At 70.7% G+C, this 18,704-nt stretch carries 15 protein-coding genes and 3 pseudogenes; 10 read left to right on the top strand and 8 right to left on the bottom strand.

Going from position 1 to position 18,704, the window contains the following annotated elements; translation table 11 throughout:
* Positions 1-132 precede the first annotated feature (132 nt).
* Positions 133-2,997: a helix-turn-helix transcriptional regulator gene (locus ABT288_RS28850; RefSeq protein ID WP_351613614.1), complete on the top strand. Its 2,865-nt coding sequence runs from the start codon at positions 133-135 to the stop codon at positions 2,995-2,997.
* A 155-nt stretch (positions 2,998-3,152) separates the two neighbouring features.
* Positions 3,153-4,784, top strand: a complete 1,632-nt coding sequence (locus ABT288_RS28855) for a S53 family peptidase (RefSeq protein WP_351613617.1) — start codon at positions 3,153-3,155, stop codon at positions 4,782-4,784.
* Between the two features lie 433 nt (positions 4,785-5,217).
* Here the strand turns inward: ABT288_RS28855 and ABT288_RS28860 are convergent.
* The 6 genes and pseudogenes from ABT288_RS28860 to ABT288_RS28885 form a co-directional block, all read right to left on the bottom strand.
* Positions 5,218-5,766, bottom strand: a pseudogene (locus ABT288_RS28860) (LLM class flavin-dependent oxidoreductase); the annotation flags it as partial.
* 180 nt (positions 5,767-5,946) lie between these two features.
* Positions 5,947-6,711 (bottom strand): amino acid ABC transporter ATP-binding protein, encoded by a 765-nt coding sequence (locus tag ABT288_RS28865; RefSeq protein ID WP_351613620.1) that lies wholly within the window; start codon positions 6,709-6,711, stop codon positions 5,947-5,949.
* A pseudogene (locus ABT288_RS28870) lies at positions 6,708-7,738 on the bottom strand (amino acid ABC transporter permease). Before ABT288_RS28870 ends, ABT288_RS28865 begins: the two are co-directional and overlap by 4 nt.
* A 21-nt stretch (positions 7,739-7,759) precedes the next feature.
* Positions 7,760-8,716, bottom strand: a complete 957-nt coding sequence (locus ABT288_RS28875) for an ABC transporter substrate-binding protein (protein WP_351613622.1) — start codon at positions 8,714-8,716, stop codon at positions 7,760-7,762.
* Entirely contained in the window at positions 8,713-9,114 is a 402-nt protein-coding gene (locus ABT288_RS28880; protein ID WP_351613625.1) for a GNAT family N-acetyltransferase, read from the bottom strand. Before ABT288_RS28880 ends, ABT288_RS28875 begins: the two co-directional genes overlap by 4 nt.
* Positions 9,111-10,253, bottom strand: coding sequence for an LLM class flavin-dependent oxidoreductase (locus ABT288_RS28885; RefSeq protein ID WP_351613627.1), 1,143 nt, complete (start codon positions 10,251-10,253; stop codon positions 9,111-9,113). Before ABT288_RS28885 ends, ABT288_RS28880 begins: the two co-directional genes overlap by 4 nt.
* A 699-nt stretch (positions 10,254-10,952) precedes the next feature.
* Between ABT288_RS28885 and ABT288_RS28890 the strand changes: the two genes are divergently transcribed.
* From ABT288_RS28890 to ABT288_RS28920, 7 genes and pseudogenes are all read left to right on the top strand, one after another.
* Entirely contained in the window at positions 10,953-11,984 is a 1,032-nt protein-coding gene (locus ABT288_RS28890; RefSeq protein ID WP_351613629.1) for an amino acid ABC transporter permease, read from the top strand.
* Between the two features lie 293 nt (positions 11,985-12,277).
* Positions 12,278-12,541 (top strand): winged helix-turn-helix domain-containing protein, encoded by a 264-nt coding sequence (locus tag ABT288_RS28895; RefSeq protein WP_502972848.1) that lies wholly within the window; start codon positions 12,278-12,280, stop codon positions 12,539-12,541.
* Between the two features lie 13 nt (positions 12,542-12,554).
* Positions 12,555-13,784: an acyl-CoA dehydrogenase family protein gene (locus ABT288_RS28900; RefSeq protein ID WP_351613631.1), complete on the top strand. Its 1,230-nt coding sequence runs from the start codon at positions 12,555-12,557 to the stop codon at positions 13,782-13,784.
* Between the two features lie 224 nt (positions 13,785-14,008).
* A complete protein-coding gene (locus ABT288_RS28905) occupies positions 14,009-14,467 on the top strand; it encodes an RrF2 family transcriptional regulator (RefSeq protein ID WP_351613634.1) in 459 nt (152 codons plus the stop codon).
* Between the two features lie 138 nt (positions 14,468-14,605).
* A complete protein-coding gene (locus ABT288_RS28910) occupies positions 14,606-14,707 on the top strand; it encodes a putative leader peptide (protein WP_351613636.1) in 102 nt (33 codons plus the stop codon).
* Positions 14,708-15,004: 297 nt separating this feature from the next.
* Positions 15,005-16,111 carry an aliphatic sulfonate ABC transporter substrate-binding protein gene (locus ABT288_RS28915; RefSeq protein ID WP_351613639.1) on the top strand — a complete coding sequence of 369 codons (1,107 nt, stop codon included), beginning with the start codon at positions 15,005-15,007 and terminating at the stop codon, positions 16,109-16,111.
* A 5-nt stretch (positions 16,112-16,116) separates the two neighbouring features.
* Positions 16,117-16,236, top strand: a pseudogene (locus ABT288_RS28920) (ATP-binding cassette domain-containing protein); the annotation flags it as partial.
* Between the two features lie 564 nt (positions 16,237-16,800).
* Here the strand turns inward: ABT288_RS28920 and ABT288_RS28925 are convergent.
* Complete coding sequence (locus ABT288_RS28925; RefSeq protein WP_351613641.1) at positions 16,801-17,343, bottom strand: ATP-binding protein; 543 nt, start codon at positions 17,341-17,343, stop codon at positions 16,801-16,803.
* Positions 17,344-17,533: 190 nt separating this feature from the next.
* Between ABT288_RS28925 and ABT288_RS28930 the strand changes: the two genes are divergently transcribed.
* Positions 17,534-18,127: a TetR/AcrR family transcriptional regulator gene (locus ABT288_RS28930; RefSeq protein WP_351613643.1), complete on the top strand. Its 594-nt coding sequence runs from the start codon at positions 17,534-17,536 to the stop codon at positions 18,125-18,127.
* Positions 18,128-18,154: 27 nt separating this feature from the next.
* On the opposite strand, the gene ABT288_RS28935 is transcribed toward ABT288_RS28930, so the two are convergent.
* Entirely contained in the window at positions 18,155-18,490 is a 336-nt protein-coding gene (locus tag ABT288_RS28935; RefSeq protein ID WP_351613645.1) for a hypothetical protein, read from the bottom strand.
* Positions 18,491-18,704 lie beyond the last annotated feature (214 nt).

Below are 18,704 nucleotides of genomic sequence, written 5' to 3' on the forward strand. Positions count from 1 at the left end.
CCGCTGCACTCGCCGTACCGATGGTTCCGCCCCCGGCGCCAGGTGTGCCCCCTCACTGGCGGGATCACGGACGAAAGCCACGGATGCCATGGACGCCATGGATGCCGTGGATGCCGTGGACGAGCTGCTGCAGTGGAAGCACGGTCACTGACCGGGCGCCACGAGTTGCTCGACGCCGCCCGGGTCGCACTGACGGCCCGTCCCGGAGTGCTCTTCCACGGCCCCCTGGGAATCGGCAAGTCCACGCTCGTGGCGGCCCTCACGGCGTCACTGACCGCGCGCGCCGCGTCGGCCGGCACCGTGCTGCGCTGCTCGCCCGCGGAGGAGGACGCCCGGCTCCCGTTCGTCGGGCTCATCGACCTGTTCGCACAGGTGCCGGAGGGGTGCCTGGAGCCCCTCGAGCCCGAACCCCGTGCGGCGCTGAGGGCAGCCCTGCTGCATGGCACGGAACCGACGGACGACCGCAGCCGTCTCGCTGTGCGCCTCGCGTTCCTCGAGGTGCTGCGCACGCTGGCCGCCGCCGGCCCCGTCCTGCTGGTCCTCGACGGCCTGCAGTGGCTCGATGAGCCCACCGCGGAGGTGCTGGCCTTCGCCGTACGCCGCCTCGACGGCCTGGACGTACGGGTGGTCGCCGCCGAGCGGGTGGCGGACGGTGAACAGCCCGAGCGACTGCGCTGCTGCCCGCCGGGCACCACCGAACTCCCTGTGCCGTCGCTGACGGACGACGAGGTGGCCCGCCTCGTGCGCGCCGGCACCGGCGCCGAGCTGCCACCCGATGTACTGCGGGCGATCCGGGACACCGCCGACGGAAACCCCTTGTACGCACTGGAGTTGGGGCGAGCAGTGGCCCTGCGCGGTCCAGTGCCCAGGACCTTCGGCCCGGCGTTGCCTGTGCCCCGAAGACTGCGCACCCGGGTTCTGGGCCGGGCGCGCACCCTGCCGGAGACGGCGCGGCGCACGCTCCTGGTCACGAGCGCCGCCGCCCGTCCCGACCTCACCCTGCTGCGTGCCGCCGGCCTCGCCGATCCCGCCGCGGACCTGGCGGAGGCCGAACGACTCGGTGTGACGGCGTCCGACGCCGACGGAACCATACGATTCCGGCATCCGCTGCTCCGGGCCGCCGTCTATGCCGACGCCCCGGAGCACGACCGCCGGCAGGCGCACACGCTGCTGGCCCGCGCGATCAACGAGCCCGTCGAACGGGCCCGCCATCTCGCTCACGCGTGCCCGCATCCGGATGAGGACACCGCCCGGACCCTGATGTCCGCGGCGGCGTCCGCGCGCCGCGACGGCGCGCTCGGCGCCGCCTGCGAACTGGCCCAGCTCGCCGCCCGCCGTACCCCCGGCGACCGGCCCGCGGACCGGGACGACCGGCTGCTGGCCGCGGCGGAGTACGCCTGCGACGCCGGACAGCCGGACGAGGCGGCCGAAGCCGCAGAGACGGTCCTCGCCGCATCGGGTTCGGCACGCCGCCGGGTGCGGGCCCGGCTGATCCTGCTGCGCAACGCCGGGCAGGCGCTGGAGGGTGCCCACGCGCTCATCCAGGAAGGCCTCCGGGACGCCGTCGGCGATCCGCAGGCCGAGGCCTGGCTGCACCACTGGGCGGCCGTACGCGGCCTGTTGTGCGGGGAGTTGGAGGAGGCGGCCGGGCATGCCCGGCGCGCTGCCCGGCAGGCGGCGGTGGCGGGCGACACGGAGACCCGCACCGGGGCGCTCGCCACGTACGCCCGGGTGCGGTCCCTGGCCGGCGAACCGGTCGCGGCGGACGCCGCGCTGGAGGAGGCGCTCGCCCTGGCCGGCGGCGCCGACGGAGGTCCGCAGAGTTGGCGACTGATCCGGATGCGGGCGATCCTCGCCCTGGACGCCGACAGGGTGGCCGAGGCAGGGGAGCAGGTCGCCGAACTCCTGTATCGCATAGAGGAGTTCGCGGGGGTCGAGGAGGTCATGGCGACACTGGTGTCGCTGACCCGGATCCAGGTGCGGGCCGGGCACTGCCGCGAGGCACTGCACACCGCCGCGCGCTGCTCGGGCGCCACGGCCCAGGCGGCTCCCGCGCTGTACGCGGCCGCGCTGGCGGCCACCGCGGGCGGCACCGCCGAAGAGGCCCGGCAGCTGGCCGAGCAGGCGGTACGCGCCTCGGAGGCCGACGGCGACCGGCTGTTCCTGCTGCGTGCGCTGGCCGTGCTCGGGCAGGCCGAACTGCTCGCCGGCGACCCGCAGGGGGCCGCCTCCGCGGTCGAGGCGCTGCAACGCGTGAGAGAACTCGGCAACGCCATGTGCGCCGCCGACCCGCCCCTGCTGCACTGGTACGGCGACCTGGCCGAAGCCCTGGTCCTCCTCGGCGAGACGGGCGAGGCCGAGGCCGTCGTCCGAGAGGCCTACGCACGGGTGACCGCTGATACGCCCGGCAGCGTGCTGGCGGCTCTCGAACGGGCGGAGGGACTGCGCGAGGCGGGGATCGGCCGGGCGAAGGAGGGGGCGGCGGGGCTGCGTGCCGTCGTGGGCCGGCTGCGTCGGCTGCCCCTGCCCGTCGAGCTGGTGCGCACACTGATCGCGCTCGGCGCGGTCGAGCACCGCTCGCGCCGCAGGAGCGCGGCCCGGGCGGTTCTCGGCGAGGCACTTCAGATCGCCACCCGGATCGGCGCCGCTCCGCTGGCGGCGCGAGCCAGGGAGGAGCTGTCACGGCTGGACGCCGCGGACCGGGGCGGTGAGGCGGGCGCGGGCGGACCCGGACTCGCCCCCGCCGAGGCCAGGATCGCCGAGCTGGTCGGGGGCGGGGCCACCAACCGGGAGGTCGCAGCCCAGCTGTTCATCAGCGTCAAGACGGTGGAGGGGACCCTGTCGCGGGTCTACCGCAAGGTCGGGGTCCGCTCGCGCACCGCGCTCGCCCACGCGATGGCCGTCGCAGTGCTCGCCTCCGGGGCGGCCGTCGACTCCGGCAACGGCGGCCGAGTGGATGTCCTGGCCGGCCGTGACGGTGAGTCGGCCCAGCCGTAGGCAGGCCCGTCGTGCTCCCGACACACGCCGTTGACGTGACATCGGTTGTTAACACATGAAGCAAGGGTTCCCCCGCTTATGGGGGTGGGGCCGGTGTTTCTACGGTGAAGTCGTTCCGCTTCCGGAACAACTCCCCCACTCCCCGGAGGACTTCAGTGAAGTCACGTCTGAAACTACTCGGTCTGGTCGCCGCGCCGGCCCTGGTCACCGCGGTCGTCCCCGCCGCCTACGCCGCGAACGGCGCGCAGCCCCACGCGAACCGTGCCGCCATCGCCGGAGACGTCCTGCCGGGCCTGAAGCAGAACGCCACCCGCACCGGGAAGGTCGCGGCCGGCACACGCATATCGGTGGCGATCAGCCTGACTCCCAGAGGTGGCGGGGCACTTGACTCGTTTGTCGCCAAGGTCAGTGACCCGCGATCGAGTTCGTACGGCCACTACCTGACGAAGCGGCAGTTCGCCGCCCGCTTCGGCCGGACCGACGCCGAGATCAAGCAGCTCAAGGACTACCTGCGCGCCCAGGGCCTGACCGTCGGCACCGTCCACGCGGGCAACCTGCTGGTCGACGCCAGTGGTACCGCCGCCCAGCTGGAGAACGCCTTCGGCGCCAAGTTGTCGACCTGGAAGGACACGAAGACGGGGCGTTCCTTCTACGCCAACGACAGCACGCCGACGCTGCCTGCCGCCATCGCCTCCCTCGTCAGCGACGTGGCGGGCCTCGACAACCGCGTCCAGCTGCACCACCAGGCGACGCCGCGCACCGTCAGCCCGCACAACGGCCCCGGCGGCGGCTACACCCCGGCCCAGCTCAAGGGCGGCTACAACGTCTCCGGCACGTACTCCGGCAGCGGCCAGAAGATCGCGCTGCTCGAGTTCGACGGCTTCCAGCAGTCCAACATCACCACGTACGACAACCACTACGGCCTGGGTTCGCCCGCCCCGACCGTGCAGAAGGTGGACGGCGGCTCCGGCACGCTCGGCGACGGCCAGGTCGAGGTCGAACTGGACATCGAGGTCCTGCACGCGATCGCCCCCAAGGCGAACGTCACCGTGTTCGAGGGCCCCAACTCCGACGCCGGCGAGGTCGACACCTACCAGGCCATCGTCGACAGCGGCATCCCGACCACCTCGATCAGCTGGGGCGCCGCCGAGAGCGCCCGCACCACCTCGGGCATCAACGCGGTCGACGCCGTCTTCAAGGCCGGCGCCGCCCAGGGCCTCGGCTTCTACGCGGCCTCCGGCGACAGCGGCTCCGACGACGCGGGCGACGGCGGCACCTCCGTGGACTACCCGGCCAGCGACCCGTACGTCACCGGCGTCGGCGGCACCAGGCTGACCGTCACCTCGTCCAACACCTGGAGCAAGGAGGTGGCCTGGTCCGGAGGCGGTGGCGGCAAGTCCTCCGTCTTCAAGATCCCCAGCTGGCAGACGGCGGTGCAGAAGAGCGCCGGCGGTGGCTACCGCCAGGTGCCGGACGTCTCGGCCCACGCCAACCCCAGCCCCGGCGTCTCCATCTACTCGCAGGGTTCCTGGAGCTCGGTCGGCGGCACCAGCGCCGCCGCACCCGAGTGGGCTGCGTTCGCCGCCCTGTACAACCAGCAGGCCGCGGCGGCCGGCAAGGCCGACCTCGGCTTCGCCGACCCCGCCCTCTACTCCGCGAGCGGCACCGGCTTCCACGACATCACCAGCGGCAGCAACGGCGCCTACTCCGCGGCCACCGGCTGGGACTTCACCACCGGCTGGGGCTCGTACAACGCCGCGACGCTGGCGAGCAAGCTGCTCGGCTGACGACCGGCGGCTGACGACCGACCGACAGAGCGCGGGCCGGCGGTGATCCCCGGCCCGCGCTGCGGCATGACGTCGAAACCCACGTGCGCCGAACAGCCGGCGGCCACCGGCGCTTCCCCGGCCTCGTGCGCCTGTCCATCGGCACAGAGGACCTCGCAGCCTCAAGGCCGGCCGGCCATCGCCGGTGGTACGAGCGTGAGGAGCCGCTGCCCTGGAGGCTGGTGGTGAACTGCCGGGCGTGCGGCCCGCGTTCGAGGTGTGAGGGTGGCTCGCGCTCGAGGCATGGGCAGCCGGCACTGGTCGTCGGCGGATCGATGGGCGGAATACGGGTGCTGGAACGGGCCGTGTGGCATCCGGAGCGGGCGCGGGGGCTCGCACGATGGGGGTGATGGCCAGGAACCTCGCGACGCTGCCCGCCGGAACTGCGGCAGCGTCATCGCGGGCTCCCGGCGTCGGCGATGGGCACGTGAACCGAGGCCGTTGCCTGGCGACCGTACGGGTGCCGCCACAGGCCCTGTGCCTGAAGCCTCGGCAGGACGCCCTCGCCGAACCAGTACGCCTCCTCCAAGTGCGGGTAACCGGAGAGGACGAACTCATCGATGCCCAAGGCGTGGTACTCCTGGATCCGCTCGGCCACCTCGGCGTGGCTGCTGACCAGCGCCGTGCCCGCACCGCCGCGTACCAGGCCGATGCCTGCCCACAGGTTGGGATGGATCTCAAGGGCATCGGGGCTGCCGCCGCCGTGCGGGGCGAGCATGCGCTGCTGGCCCTCGGACTCACTGCGGGCGGGGCCGGCCTGCACCGACCGCACCGTCTCCGGGTCGAAGCCGTCCAGGAGCCGGTTCGCCTCCGCCCACGCCTGCTCGGAGGTGTCGCGCGTAATGACGTGCATCCGGATTCCGAAGCGATGGGCACGGTTCTGCTCTGCGGCCAGCCCCTTGATCCAGGCGATCTTCTCGGCGACCTGGGCGGGCGGCTCCCCCAGGTGAGTTGGTGCCCTTGGTGACCGCCACCTCGGTGGTGCCGCCGTCGGAAGGGTTGCTGCAGGCGGCGAGGACGAGGGCGGAGGCGAGTCCGAGCGCGACTGCTGCGGAGCGGCGGACGAGGTGGATGGACACGGTCGTTCTGCTTGCGTGGGCGTGCGAAACGGGGTGAGGGGCGATCAGAGGACCTTGGAGAGGAAGGCGCGGGTGCGTTCCTGCTGGGGGTCGTCCAGGACGGCTGCGGGCGGTCCCTGCTCCACGACGACACCGCCGTCCATGAACACCACGGTGTCGGCGACCTCGCGGGCGAAGCCGATCTCGTGGGTCACGACGATCATGGTGGTTCCGGTACGGGCCAGGTCCTTGATGACGTCGAGGACTTCGCCGACCAGTTCCGGGTCGAGCGCCGAGGTGGGCTCGTCGAAGAGCAGCACCTTCGGTTCGAGGGCGAGCGCGCGGGCGATGGCCACACGCTGCTGCTGGCCGCCGGAGAGCTGCCGCGGGTAGGCGTCGGCCCTGTCGGCGAGGCCGACCCGCTCCAGCAGCCGGCGGGCCCTTTCCTCCGCCTCTCTGCGTGGGCGGCGCAGTGCGGAGACGGGGGCCTCGACGAGGTTGTCCAGCACGGTCAGGTGCGGGAAGAGATGGAAGTTCTGGAAGACGAACCCGATGCCGGTGCGCTGCTTCAGAACATCCTTCTCCTTCAGCTCGTACAGCTTGCTGCCCACGCGGCGGTAACCGATGAGCTCGCCGTCGATGCTGATCCAGCCGCGGTTGACCTTCTCCAGGTGATTGATGGTGCGCAGCAGCGTGGATTTCCCGGAGCCGGACGGGCCGATGATCACGGTGACCTCGCCGGTGCGGACCTTCAGATCGACGCCGCGGAGCACTTCCAGCGGGCCGAAGCTCTTGTGGACTCCGTGGACGTCCACCATGACCTCACTCATCGGCTGTCTCCCAGGGGTCCCAGGGCTTTCAGGGGTACGACGGGCCGGCTGCGCTGGGCCGCCGCGGCGCGCAGGTCGCGTACGAACCGGCGGGCACGCTGGATCGGGGTGGGCGGCGGGGTGCGTTGGGTGCCTCGGGCATAGCGGCGCTCGACGTAGTACTGGGCGACCGACAGCAGGGAGGTCAGCACCACGTACCAGGCGGTGGCGACCAGCAGCAGCGGGATCACCCGGCCGTTGCGGCCGTAGATCACCTGCACCTGGTGGAACAGCTCGCCGATGGACATCACGTAGACCACCGAGGTGCCCTGAGCAGGCCGATGATCTCGTTGCCGGCCGTGGGCAGAATGGCGCGCATGGCCTGTGGCAGCACGATCCGCCGGATCTGCCGCAGCCGGGGAATGCCCAGCGCGGCGGCGGCTTCCCGTTGTCCGTGGTCGAGGGAGATGACGCCGCCGCGGACGATCTCGGCGGCGTAGGCGGCCTGGTGCAGCGTCAGCCCGATCACCGCGGCCCCGATGGTGCCGATCAGGCTGTTGCTGTCGACGGACCAGAGCACCGGGCCGAAGGGGATGCCGACGCCCAACTCCTTGTACAGCGCGCCTAGGTTGAACCAGAACACCAGCTGGACGATCATCGGGATGGACCGGAAGATCCAGATATAGGTCCAGGCGACGGTCTGCAGCACCGGGCTGCGCGAGAGCCGCATGAAGGCCACGACGGTGCCGAGGAGGAAGCCCAGCACGGTGGCGTAGGCGGTGAGCTGGAGGGTCACCCACACCGCCTGAACGATCGTCTCGGACAGGACGTAGTCGCGGAAGACGCCCCACTCCCACACCGGGTTGGTGGCCAGACCGTGCACGAACTGGGCGACCAGCACGACCACGGCGACGGCCGCCGTCCAGCGGGCGTAGTGGCGGGCCGGGACGACCTTGAGGGTGGCCGGGTCGTCCGGAGCGGGCGGGGCGGCGGGGGCGGTGCCCGGGGAGGCCGTACCGGACGGGGCGGCGCCAGTGGTGGAGGGCATCGTGTTGTTCCTGCTCGACTCTTATGTGTGCTCGGGCGGGTTGATCCGCGATGTCTCGATCGCGGAGGCGGAGGTGCTCCATTTCTTGAGGATGCGGGCGTATGTGCCGTCCTCGATCAGCTCGTTGACGGCGGCCTGGAACGCCTTGGTGAGCGGGGAGCCCTTCTTGAAAGCGAAGCCCACGTCGAGGCGGTGGTACTCCCCGAGGAAGGTGGTCTGCGACGCGGGCTGTGCGGCCTGGTAGCGCAGACCGTTGATGGTCGACATGATCACGTCGATGCGACCCTGCTGGAGCGCGGTGAGGGTCGCCGCGTTCTCCGAGTAGATCTTCACGTCGTACGGCTTCTTGCCCGCCTTCGCGCACACGCCCTTCTGCGCGGTGAGGGTCGCCTCGAAGGTGGTGCCGGCCCCGGTGCCGATGGTCAGCCCGCACAGCTGGGTGAGGTCGGTGACCTTCGACCTGAGTGCGGTGCTGCCCTTCTTCACCGCGAAGCCCTGACCGTCATTGATGTAGGTGACGAAGTCAATGGTCTTCAGGCGTTCGGTGGTGACGCCGAAGTTGCCGGTGCCGAAGTCGTACTTACCGCTGCCCAGGGCCGGCAGGATCGTCTCGAAGGAGGCGTCCTGACGTTCCAGTCTGACGCCGAGGACCTTGGCCACCGCATCGGCGAGGTCGATGTCCTGGCCGGCGGGCGCCTTGTCCGGGCCGTTCGGGTAGTACGCGCCCGGCGGGAACCCGATCGAGCTGCCGACCCGCAGTGTGCCCGCATTGCGCACGCCGGCGGGCAGCAGGGCGGCTACGGAGTCCACCTTGTGTACCGCGGCGACCGGGTCGTCGGTCGGGGCCGGGGATGCCTGGGCGCCCGCTGCCGTGGTGCCGGGGGCGTCACCGGAGCCGCAGGCGGTCAGGGCCAGTACGGGCAGCAGCGCGATGCCGGCGGCGACGCGCAGACGGGTTCTGATCGCTCGGAGGTTCACCGGTCGGCTGCCTTTCCCGTGCGCGCTGCAGGTGCTTCGGCGGGCAGGTGCTTCTCGAAGGGCAGCGGGCCGGTGGATTCCGGGTCGGCCTCCGTGTCGAACAGCGGGGTGTAACCGGTGGCCAGGTGCAGGCCGCGGGCCTCGGGCCGGCGCGGCCCGGTGGTCAGGCGGATCCGCCGGTGGGCGGAGTGCGTCCAGATCCTCTTCAACTCGGCCGTGGTCGCGTCGTAGTGGCGGAACGCACCGCCCGCGACGGGCTCGCCGTGCTCCAGCAGCAGGAGCAGTCCTCCGTACGGCGGGGTGAACTCCTCGTCGGGGTAGCGGGCGATCTCGGCGTGGGCGTGCTTGCCGATGGGGGTCCCCCCTGCTGAAGAGAATGGTTGAGCTACTGAACTCATTCGCCCACCGCCGCAAGGGTCTGTGTCCCCCGTGCCGCCCGCTCCGCGTCGCGCTTGGCGACCTCCTCACGGACGATCGGGATCACGTACCGGCCGAAGTCGATCGCGTCGCCCAGCAGGTCGTAGCCCCGGGCGGAGAGGATGTCGACACCGAGGTCGTAGTAGTCCAGCAGGGCCTGGGCGACCGTCTCCGGGGTGCCGACCAGGGCGTTGGAGTTGCCTGCGCCGCCGGTGGCGGCGGCGGTCGGGGTCCACAGGGCCCGGTCGTAGCGCTCCCCCGCCTCGGCGATGGCGATCAGCCGCTGTGAGCCGACGTTTTGAGGAGTTGCAGCGTCCGGGGCGCCGCTGCGGTGGTGCCGTACAAGACCGGCCTCGCGCCGCTCCCGAATGGCACCGACCGTACGGTGGGCCTTCTCCCAGGCCAGTTCCTCGGTCGGGGCGATGATCGGGCGGAACGCCACCTGGATGCGCGGCACGTCGGTACGGCCCGCGGCCCTCGCGGCGGCCTTCACCTTCTCGATCTGCTCGGCGGTCTTCTCCAGCGGCTCTCCCCACAGGCAGTAGATGTCCGCCTCGGCGCCCCCCGCGGCGTACGCTGCGGGTGACGAACCGCCGAACGACACCTTCGGGCGGGGCTGTTGAACGGGGAAGACGTCACTGACGAAGTCGTGGAAGCGGTAGTGCTCGCCCTCGTGGTCGAAGGGCTCGTGGCTCGTCCAGATCTTCTTGACGATCCGGATGTACTCCCGGGTGCGGGTGTAGCGCTCGTCCTTGGTGAGCGTGTCGCCCTCGCGACCCTGCTCGTGGTCGTTGCCGCCGGTGATGAAGTGCACGGTCAGCCGGCCCTCGCTGATCTGGTCGAGGGTGGCGAAGGTCTTCGCGGCGAAGGTCGGGTACGAGACGTTCGGACGGTGGGCGAGCAGGATCTGGAGACGGTCCAGTCTGCTCGCGATGAACGCGGCGGCCGGCGCCGGATCCGGCGATCCGGAACCGTAGGCGAACAGCACCCGGTCCCACCCGTGCTCCTCGTGTGCCCGGGCGAGCCGGAGCGTGTACTCCTTGTCGAAGGCGGCGCCGGAGCGCGGGGTGGTTTCGGAGCCGTCGTTGGTGGCGGCGATGCCGAGGAACTCCACTGGCATGGGAGATGGCCTTTCCTCAAGTCTTCGGTGCCGTGCCCGGACAAGCAGGGCTGCTTGCGGGCACGGCGGAGCAGCCCTGCGGCCCGTGGGACGGAACGCCCCGGGGGCTGGGAGAGGGGTGAGCAAGTGTGACGACGCCGGGCAATGGACCTCGGCGAGGCAGGGGCAGGACGGTGGCAGCGCGTGTCCTACGTCTCGTAGGACCGTCCACGCGGGTTCAGCGCGTGTCAGAGCGGGCGTGCGACGGTGCTACGAAGGGAGGAGTTCGGCCCACGACGGGGTGGCCGAGGGAGGGAAGGGCCGATCAGACAGCCCGCTGCCGCTTCAGACGCAACACGCGGCGGACCACACCCGACCGAAGTCGATGTGGCCACGGGTGACCAGGCGCTGCTCGGCGTTCATGTGATTAATTGAGCAGTACATCTCGCGTCTCGTCAACTACGGCCCGGATGCCGGACGGGCGTTGAGCACATCCTGCGCGGTTGACACCTGCGCGCTGTGGCCCCATACGATCGAGGACGGCCCGGCTCCGCCACGTGTGGCGGCCGCACCGGCCGCGTTGAGGGGCGCGGCCGCCGTGATGACGCCGAAACCGGGCCGCATGCCCCGTACCCGCGCCGTCTCTGCGCGCATCCCGATGAACGTGTGGGCTCGTGTGGTCACCGGCGTCCGCGCCTCCCTCCCCTGGAGAGACTCCTGATGGTTTCAACGTCCGACACCACCGATTCCTCCCGCCTCCCGGCATCCGTCCCACCCGATGTACGCCTGGCAGCCCCCGGCCCGGTCCCCGCCGACGACCTGCCGCGCATCGTGCCGCGCCGGCACCTCGGCCGCCGGCTGACGGCCGGCGGGGCGCTGCTGGTCTTCGCAGTGGCGGTCAACTCCGTGGTCCGCAACCGCGCCTTCCAGTGGGATGTGGTCGGCCGGTACTTCACCACCGCCGCCGTGCTCGACGGGCTCCTGCTCACCCTCTGGCTGACCGGAGTGGTGATGGTGCTCGGCTTCCTGCTCGGCACTCCCTTGGCCGTGATGCGGCTGTCCGCCAATCCGGTTCTGCGTACGCTGAGTTGGGGCTATGTGTGGATCTTCCGGTCCACCCCGCTGCTGGTGCAGCTGCTGTTCTGGTTCAACATCGGCGCCCTCTACCCGACGCTCGGCCTCGGCATCCCCTTCGGGCATCAGTTCGTCACCGTCAAAACCGTCAACCTCCTGGGCCCCACCCTCACCGCCGTCATCGGGCTGACCCTGCACGAAGCCGCCTACGCCGCCGAGGTGGTACGCGGCGGCATCCTCTCGGTGGAAGCCGGCCAGACGGAGGCTTCCCAGGCTCTCGGCATCGGCAGACTGCGCACCCTGCGCCGGATCGTCATTCCGCAGGCGATGCGCTCCATCGTGCCGGCCGCCGGGAACATGCTGATCGGCACGCTGAAGGGCACCAGCATCGTCAGCGTGCTGGCCGTGCACGACCTGCTGTACTCCGTGCAACTGGTCTACAACCAGACCTACCAGGTCATCCCGCTGTTGATGGTCGCCACCCTCTGGTACCTCGCCGTCACGACCGTGCTCAGCGCGGGACAGTTCTACGTCGAGCGCCACTACGCGCGCGGCTCCGCCCGTAGCCTGCCCCCCACGCCTCTGCAAGGACTCAAGACGCGTGGGGTCGAACTTCGCGCCCGGTGGGAGAGGGCGACCGCACCCAAGGTCCGCCCGGCGGTGCACGGCGACCGGTGAGCCCGTCGACGGTGTGGCGTTCCCTACATTTCCTATCGGATTACTAGGGAAGCGTTGACGTCCCCCCAGCGCGGTGCGCAGGATGAGGCACATGTCCCCCGCGCAGCAACGACTCGTTCGTCGTCGGCATGTCGACTTTGGTCACGTCGTCAGCGCCGCCTGCTGTCGTGCGTAAGGCACACGGCTGACACGTAGCAGCCTGCCGCTCCGCTCCTCCCCGCCCGTCCCGGGCGATCAGGCGAGCCACGTCCGCCGCACCTGAGGTCCCGACGTACTTCCGAAGGACGACCGCCATGACCACGGCACTTCCAGCCCAGACCACCGCCTCCACCGAGCCTTTCGCGAAGGACGTGCACGGCCACGCACGCGAGCAGCTGACGGTCGGCACAGGGGGCTACGACCACATCGGTGACGGCCGCTCCGTGGATGTCCCTATCGCTCGCCTGCGCCACAGGCTGGGCGCAGCTCACCGGCACCGGATCGTCACGGTACGGCGCGTGGACTACAGGTACGTGCCTGCCCAGCACCCCAACACCCCTTCCTGCCACCGACCTTGAGGAGATCATCGCCATGGGCGTTGCCACTGCGCCGTCCGGCCCCGCTTCGGAGTCCGGCCGGAACGGGCCAGGCCGTGCGCACTGGCTGCGCGTGGCCCGCGAGACGGCGGACGACCTGGCCACGGACGCAGCGGCCCGGGAGCAGGCAGGCAAGGTCCCGTTCGACGAGGTGTTCCGCCTGCGCGAGGCGGGACTGCTGACGCTCCTCATACCGGCCGAGTCGGGGGGAGGCGGAGCGGACTGGCCCACGGCCTACGCCGTGGTCCGTGAGATCGCCGCAGCCGACGGCGCGATCGGTCAACTGCTCGGCTGTCACTACTTCCTGTCGTGGAGCGCCCGGTTTCTCACCGAGCCCTCCCGCGCCGCTCGGCTGGAGCGACAGTACGCGACGGAGCAGTGGTGGTGGGGTGGCGGTCTGGCCCGTCAGGAATCCCCTCTGACGTTGACCCGGGCTCGCGGCGGCCATGTTCTCAACGGTCGGCAGAGCTACTCCACCGGCGTCCTGGTCGCCGACCGCCTCGCCGTACGGGCCGTGCGGGCCGACACCGGCGAACCACTCGCCGTCGTCGTCGATCCCGCCCACCACGGGGTCGGCATAGATGGCGACGCCGATACCTTCGGCCAGCGCCTCGCGGCCGGCGGAAGCGTGGAGTTCGACGCCGTACCCGTTGCCGCCGACGACGTACTCGGTTCCCTGTCCGCGGACGAGGACATCCTGTCTCCCCTCGCTGCTCTGGCCTCTCCGGTCGGGCGTCTCCTCTCCGTCCAGCTCCGTCTCGGCATGGCCGAGGGAGTACTCGACGAAGCCCGGGAGTACAGCCGGGCGAGCCGCTCGTCCCGGCACCCGGCCTGGCCGGGCGACTCTCCCCAGGACCCGCAGGTGCTGGCCGCCTACGGGGAGCTCACCGTGCTCACCCGCTCCGCGTCCGCACTCGCCGATCAGGCGCTGGACGCCGTGCGCCGCGGGCTGACCCGCGGTGAAGACCTCACCTACGACGAGTACGCGGACATCTCCGTCCTCGTGGCCATGGCCGAAGCCGCCGCCTCCCGGGCCGCGCAGGAATCCACCGCCCGCGCTCTCGACATCGTCGGCGCCCGCTCCGCATCCTCGCGGCTGGGCTTCGACCGCTTCTGGCGCAACGCCCGGACCCACACCCTGTACGAGCCCGTCACTCCCCGGCTCCGGGATGTGGGGGACTACTTCCTCAACGGGGCGCATCCGCCGTTCGTCCTGCCTGTCTGACCGTCACCGGTCGCCGCCCCAGAGCGCCGGGGCCTGGCCCGCCCCGCCAACCGGCTGGTTGCGACAGACTCAGGAGCAAGGCAACGGGTGTGCGCGGACCGGAACCACCAGCGGCACCACCGCCTCGGCCAGATCATCAAGGGCGACGACGCCTGCCACTACACCCCCGTCCCCCAGCCTGCCCACAGCGGATGCCGGCCGAGGCCGTACGGGATAATGGGCGCATGCGGATCTCAGCCAGGGCGGACTACGCGGTGCGTGCCGCGCTGCAGCTCGCCGCGTCACGGGACGACGGGCCGATGAAGGCCGAGGCCATCGCCGACGCTCAGGACATCCCGCACAAGTTCCTCGAAAGCATCCTGAACGACATGCGCCGGGGCGGTCTCGTCCTCAGCCAGCGCGGCGGCAACGGCGGCTACCGTCTGGCCAGGCCCGCCGAGTCCATCAGCATCGCCGACGTCATCCGCGTCGTGGACGGACCGCTCGTCTCGGTGCGTGGGGTCCGCCCTCCGGAACTGTCCTACACCGGCCCGGCCGAGTCGCTGCTGCCCTTGTGGATCGCCTTGCGGTCCAACGTGCGCGAGATCCTCGATGGCGTGTCGCTGGCCGACGTCGCAGCCGCCCGACTGCCCGCTGAAGTATCGGCGTTGAGCGACGCGCCAGGAGCGTGGGTGAACCCCTGACACGCTGAGCCGTTTCGCCCTGTCTCAGAATGCAAGATATCGGCGTCCATCATGCGAATACCCTCTTGGGGTGGGCGCCGCCTTCTGCCACGATCCCTACCAGCCAAGTAGGAAAACTAGGGAATGCGGGGTGAGGTCATGCGATCACTGGACCGCGCACTCCTGCTGCTGCCCCTGCTGACCTCGCGTCGCCACATCGACTTCGGCCGCACGTCCAGCGCCATGTGTCGGCCTGTCTGAGCCTCCGCACAACCTGCGGGCACCGCACAGAAGACCCGGTGCTCCGCCACCGTCCCGCCGGCTTCGGCGGGCTGGTCACCGTCGCCCGACAGCACCGCCCGCATTCCCCAGCCGCATGCCCGAGGCGCGGCACGGCTGTGACGGAGGCGCAACACCGTCCCCCACGATTCTCTCGCCGACCCGAGACGGCATTCCGGCTGCTGCGGGTCGGCGAGCCGGGCAGAGGTGCCCGCCCGTAGCCCCCCGCCTCGCTGTGCCGTACCTCCCTGATCATCCCATCCCTGAGAGGACACCCACGTGTCTGCCGCAAGACCGCTCACCACCCTGCGCACGATCGCCGTCATAGCAGCACTCCCCGTCCTGCTGACCGCCTGCGGGTACGGTTCCAAGTCCACTGACGACGGGAAGAAGACCGCGGTCGCGGCGGGTGCCAAGAAGCTCTCCACCGACGAAGTGAAGATCGGCTACTTCCCCAATCTCACGCACGCCACCGCTCTCGTGGGCGTACAGGAGGGCTTCTTCCAGAAGGAGCTCGGCGGCACCACGGTCAAGACCGCCACCTTCAACGCCGGCCCCTCCGAGATCGAGGCGCTCAACGCCGGCTCCATCGACATCGGCTGGATCGGCCCCTCCCCCGCCATCAACGGCTACACGAAGTCCGGCGGCAAGAACCTGCGGATCATCGGCGGTTCCGCCTCCGGCGGCGTGAAGCTGGTCGTGAACCCGAAGAAGATCAAGTCCTTGAACGACGTCAAGGGCAAGAAGATCGCCACGCCGCAGCTCGGCAACACCCAGGACGTCGCGTTCCTCAACTGGATCGCCGGCCAGGGCTGGAAGGTCGACGCCCAGAGCGGCAAGGGCGACGTCTCCGTCGTCCGAACCGACAACAAGATCACTCCGGACGCCTACAAGTCCGGCTCCATCGACGGCGCCTGGGTGCCCGAGCCGACCGCCTCCAAGCTGGTCGCCGAGGGCGCGAAGGTGCTGCTCGACGAGTCGTCGCTGTGGCCCGCCAAGAAGTTCGTGATCACGAACATCGTGGTGCGGCAGGACTTCCTCAAGCAGCACCCGGACGTCGTCGAGGCCGTGCTGCGCGGTTCGGTGAAGACCAATGAGTGGATCAACGCCAATCCGGAGAAGGCGAAGGCGTCCGCCAACACGGCGCTGGAGAAGCTGTCGGGCAAGGCGCTGCCCGCGGACGTCATCGACCCGGCCTGGAAGTCCATCACCTTCCTCGACGACCCGCTGGCCTCGACTCTCAACACCGAGGCGGAGCACGCGGTGACGGCCGGCCTGCTGGACAAGCCCGACCTGAAGGGCATCTACGATCTCACGCTGCTCGACAAGGTCCTCAAGGCCGAGGGCAAGGACAAGGTCGACGACGCCGGTCTCGGCACCAAGTAGCGGCAGCCGGACCGATGAGTTCCCAGGAGGTGACGACCACGCTCGATGTCGCACCGGGCGAGTCCGTCACCCTCCTGGGAGCCTCCGGCTGCGGCAGGTCCACGCTGCTCAACCTGGCCCCAGGGCGCCACTGCGGGAGACCCTGATACGCAAAGTACCGCTTTCCTCAGGCTTCTCAGCGTTGATTCCGGCCGCATGCCAGGTTCTCTGATGGCGTGTCAGCCACTGAGAAGAGCTACCCGGGGTCGGTGCGCGCCACAGGCGGCCCGCGTCAGTCGTGTGTCACGGCCGGCCGTCGACCGCCCGGCCGATCATGTCCACCACTGACTCGACGAATCTCGTCCGGCAACCGCTGCTCACCGATCATCCGGAAGACCACGCTGAGCGGCCCGATCCGCGATTCGGCGGCGGCGATGACGAGGTCCTGCTCGGTGGGCCGGCGCCGGTACATCGCCGCGGTGACATGTTCCTGCCCCGGCCGTCCCGGTCCCCTCCTCGCCGGCTCCACCCGCTCCTGCGCCATGCCGCGGCCCTGGTCGACACATCTCGGCCACGTCGCAGACGGTGGACACGTGCGGCGGTGCTCAGGTGCCCCTCACCGCTCGGCCGGCTCGGCCCCGAGCACACGCCCGGTGATCTTCCCGGCGGGTGTACGCGGCAGCCGCCCATCGGGGTCTCCCCGCCGGCGCCTACTCCCGCGGACGGTCCTCGGCGCGCAGCTCGAACCACATGGTCTTGCCGGTGCCCGTCCGGGTGCTGCCCCAGGCATCCGCGAGCAGCTCGAGGAGTTCGATGCCACGGCCACCCTCCGCGTCCGCGTCGGGCACGTTGCGCGCAGGGCCGGCGGACTCGGTGTCCTCGACCTCGCACAGCAGGCGGGAGTGGCGCAGCCGCAGGTTGAGCCTGAGCGGGCCGCGGGTGTGACGCAGGGCGTTGGTGACCAGTTCGCTGACCAGCAGTTCGGCGGTGTCGGCCAGGTCGTCCAGGGCCCAGTCGCTCAGCTGCGCGGTCACCAGGTGCCGGGCCCGGCCCGCGGAGGTCAGCTCCCGCTGCAGGGGCCAGGAGGCGTCCCAGGCGGTGGCGCGGCCGCGCGGCGCGTCCAGCGGGCGCAGCGGGGCGAGCATGCGGGACCACAGAGCCCACTGCCTGGCGAGCCACGAGGGCATGGCGGTACGCGAGGACCGCTCCTCCCTGCGAAAGGCGATGGGGCAGCCGACGGCCTGGGCGGCCATGGGGATCAGTCCCTTCTGGGCCGGCGGCCGGACGGTCCGCCGGATGGATGTGCCCGGCAGGCGCCAGACCCTTACATGTAGCAGTCGCTACACCTCAAACATAGACGTAGCGGGCGCTACAGTAAATACCTCACCAAAAACAAATAAAAGGAAGGCCGGGAATCCCGCCCTCACGCCCCCAGGAGCCCCCATGCCTCGCCCGCCCGATCCGGCCAAGCGCCGCGACCTTCTCGACAAAGTCCGCGCGTACGTGCTGAGCCACGGCCTGGCGGACCTCTCGCTGCGCCCTCTGGCCCAGGCCCTGGGGACCAGCGACCGCATGCTCCTGTACTACTTCGGCACCAAGGAACGGATGGTCGCCGAGGCGCTCGCCCTCTACGAGCGCCGGCCCCTGCTGCGCACGCGCGACCTGCTGGAGACCGTCGGCTCGCCCACGGACGCCACGGGGCTGCGCCGCTTCATGGAGGAGGTGTGGCGCCAGTTCAGCGATCCCGACGTACGCGCCGCACTCCCTCTGTACCTCGAGATCATGAGTGCCAGCGTGCTTCACCCGGACCGCTACGGGCCCGTCATGCGCGACATCGTCACCGAGTGGACGGGCCTGCTCACCTCGGTCCTCCGTGACCTCGGCATGAGCCAGGACCGAGCCCGGACACAGGCCACCCTCCTGGCAGACGCCTCACTCGGCCTCCTGATCGCCCCTCTGGCGGACGGTCACTGGGATCGGGCCGGCAGGGCCTTCCACGCCCTCCTCGACAGCCTGGAACCGGGGTGGAACCGTTGAGCCCGCGTCGTCACTCCGGAGCGGTCGTCACTCCGGAGCGAAGGAGAAGCTGTGCCACAGGCCGGTGGCCCTGACGACCTGGTCCGCCGCTCCGATGTCCAGATAGACGCTCTGCCCACCCGCCGGTACGGTGCAGTCCGGTGTCGTGTACAGGAGCAAGCTGCTCTGCGTCTGATTGTTGACGTGGGTCACGCCCTCGGGGAAACGGTGACATCTGTCGATCGACGGGTTGGAGACCGTCTCCACGAGCCTGACTCCGTTTCGCGCCACCACCTGACCGGACGCCTGGTCCTGGCAGGCGCTGAGCGCGAGGCCGAACAACGTGACGCCGATGAGCGCGGCCAGTGAGCGTGAAGAAGGCATAGGGCCTCCCGAGGTACGGGTGTTGCCGGGGACGTCGCCCTTCCTTCACTATTCGCCAGGTCCGAGGGACCCGCACGGTGAGGACCGTCCCTGGACCGAACTCAGCGCTCGACGACGGCGACCGGCGCACAGCAAGCGCATCCCGGTCGACGAGCCCGAGCAGGACCCGCGCCTTAGGCTGATCGGGGGGTGCGTCCGGGTGAATCGCACACCG

The sequence above is a fragment of the Streptomyces sp. NPDC001093 genome, from assembly GCF_040298985.1.
GTDB lineage: Bacteria > Actinomycetota > Actinomycetes > Streptomycetales > Streptomycetaceae > Streptomyces.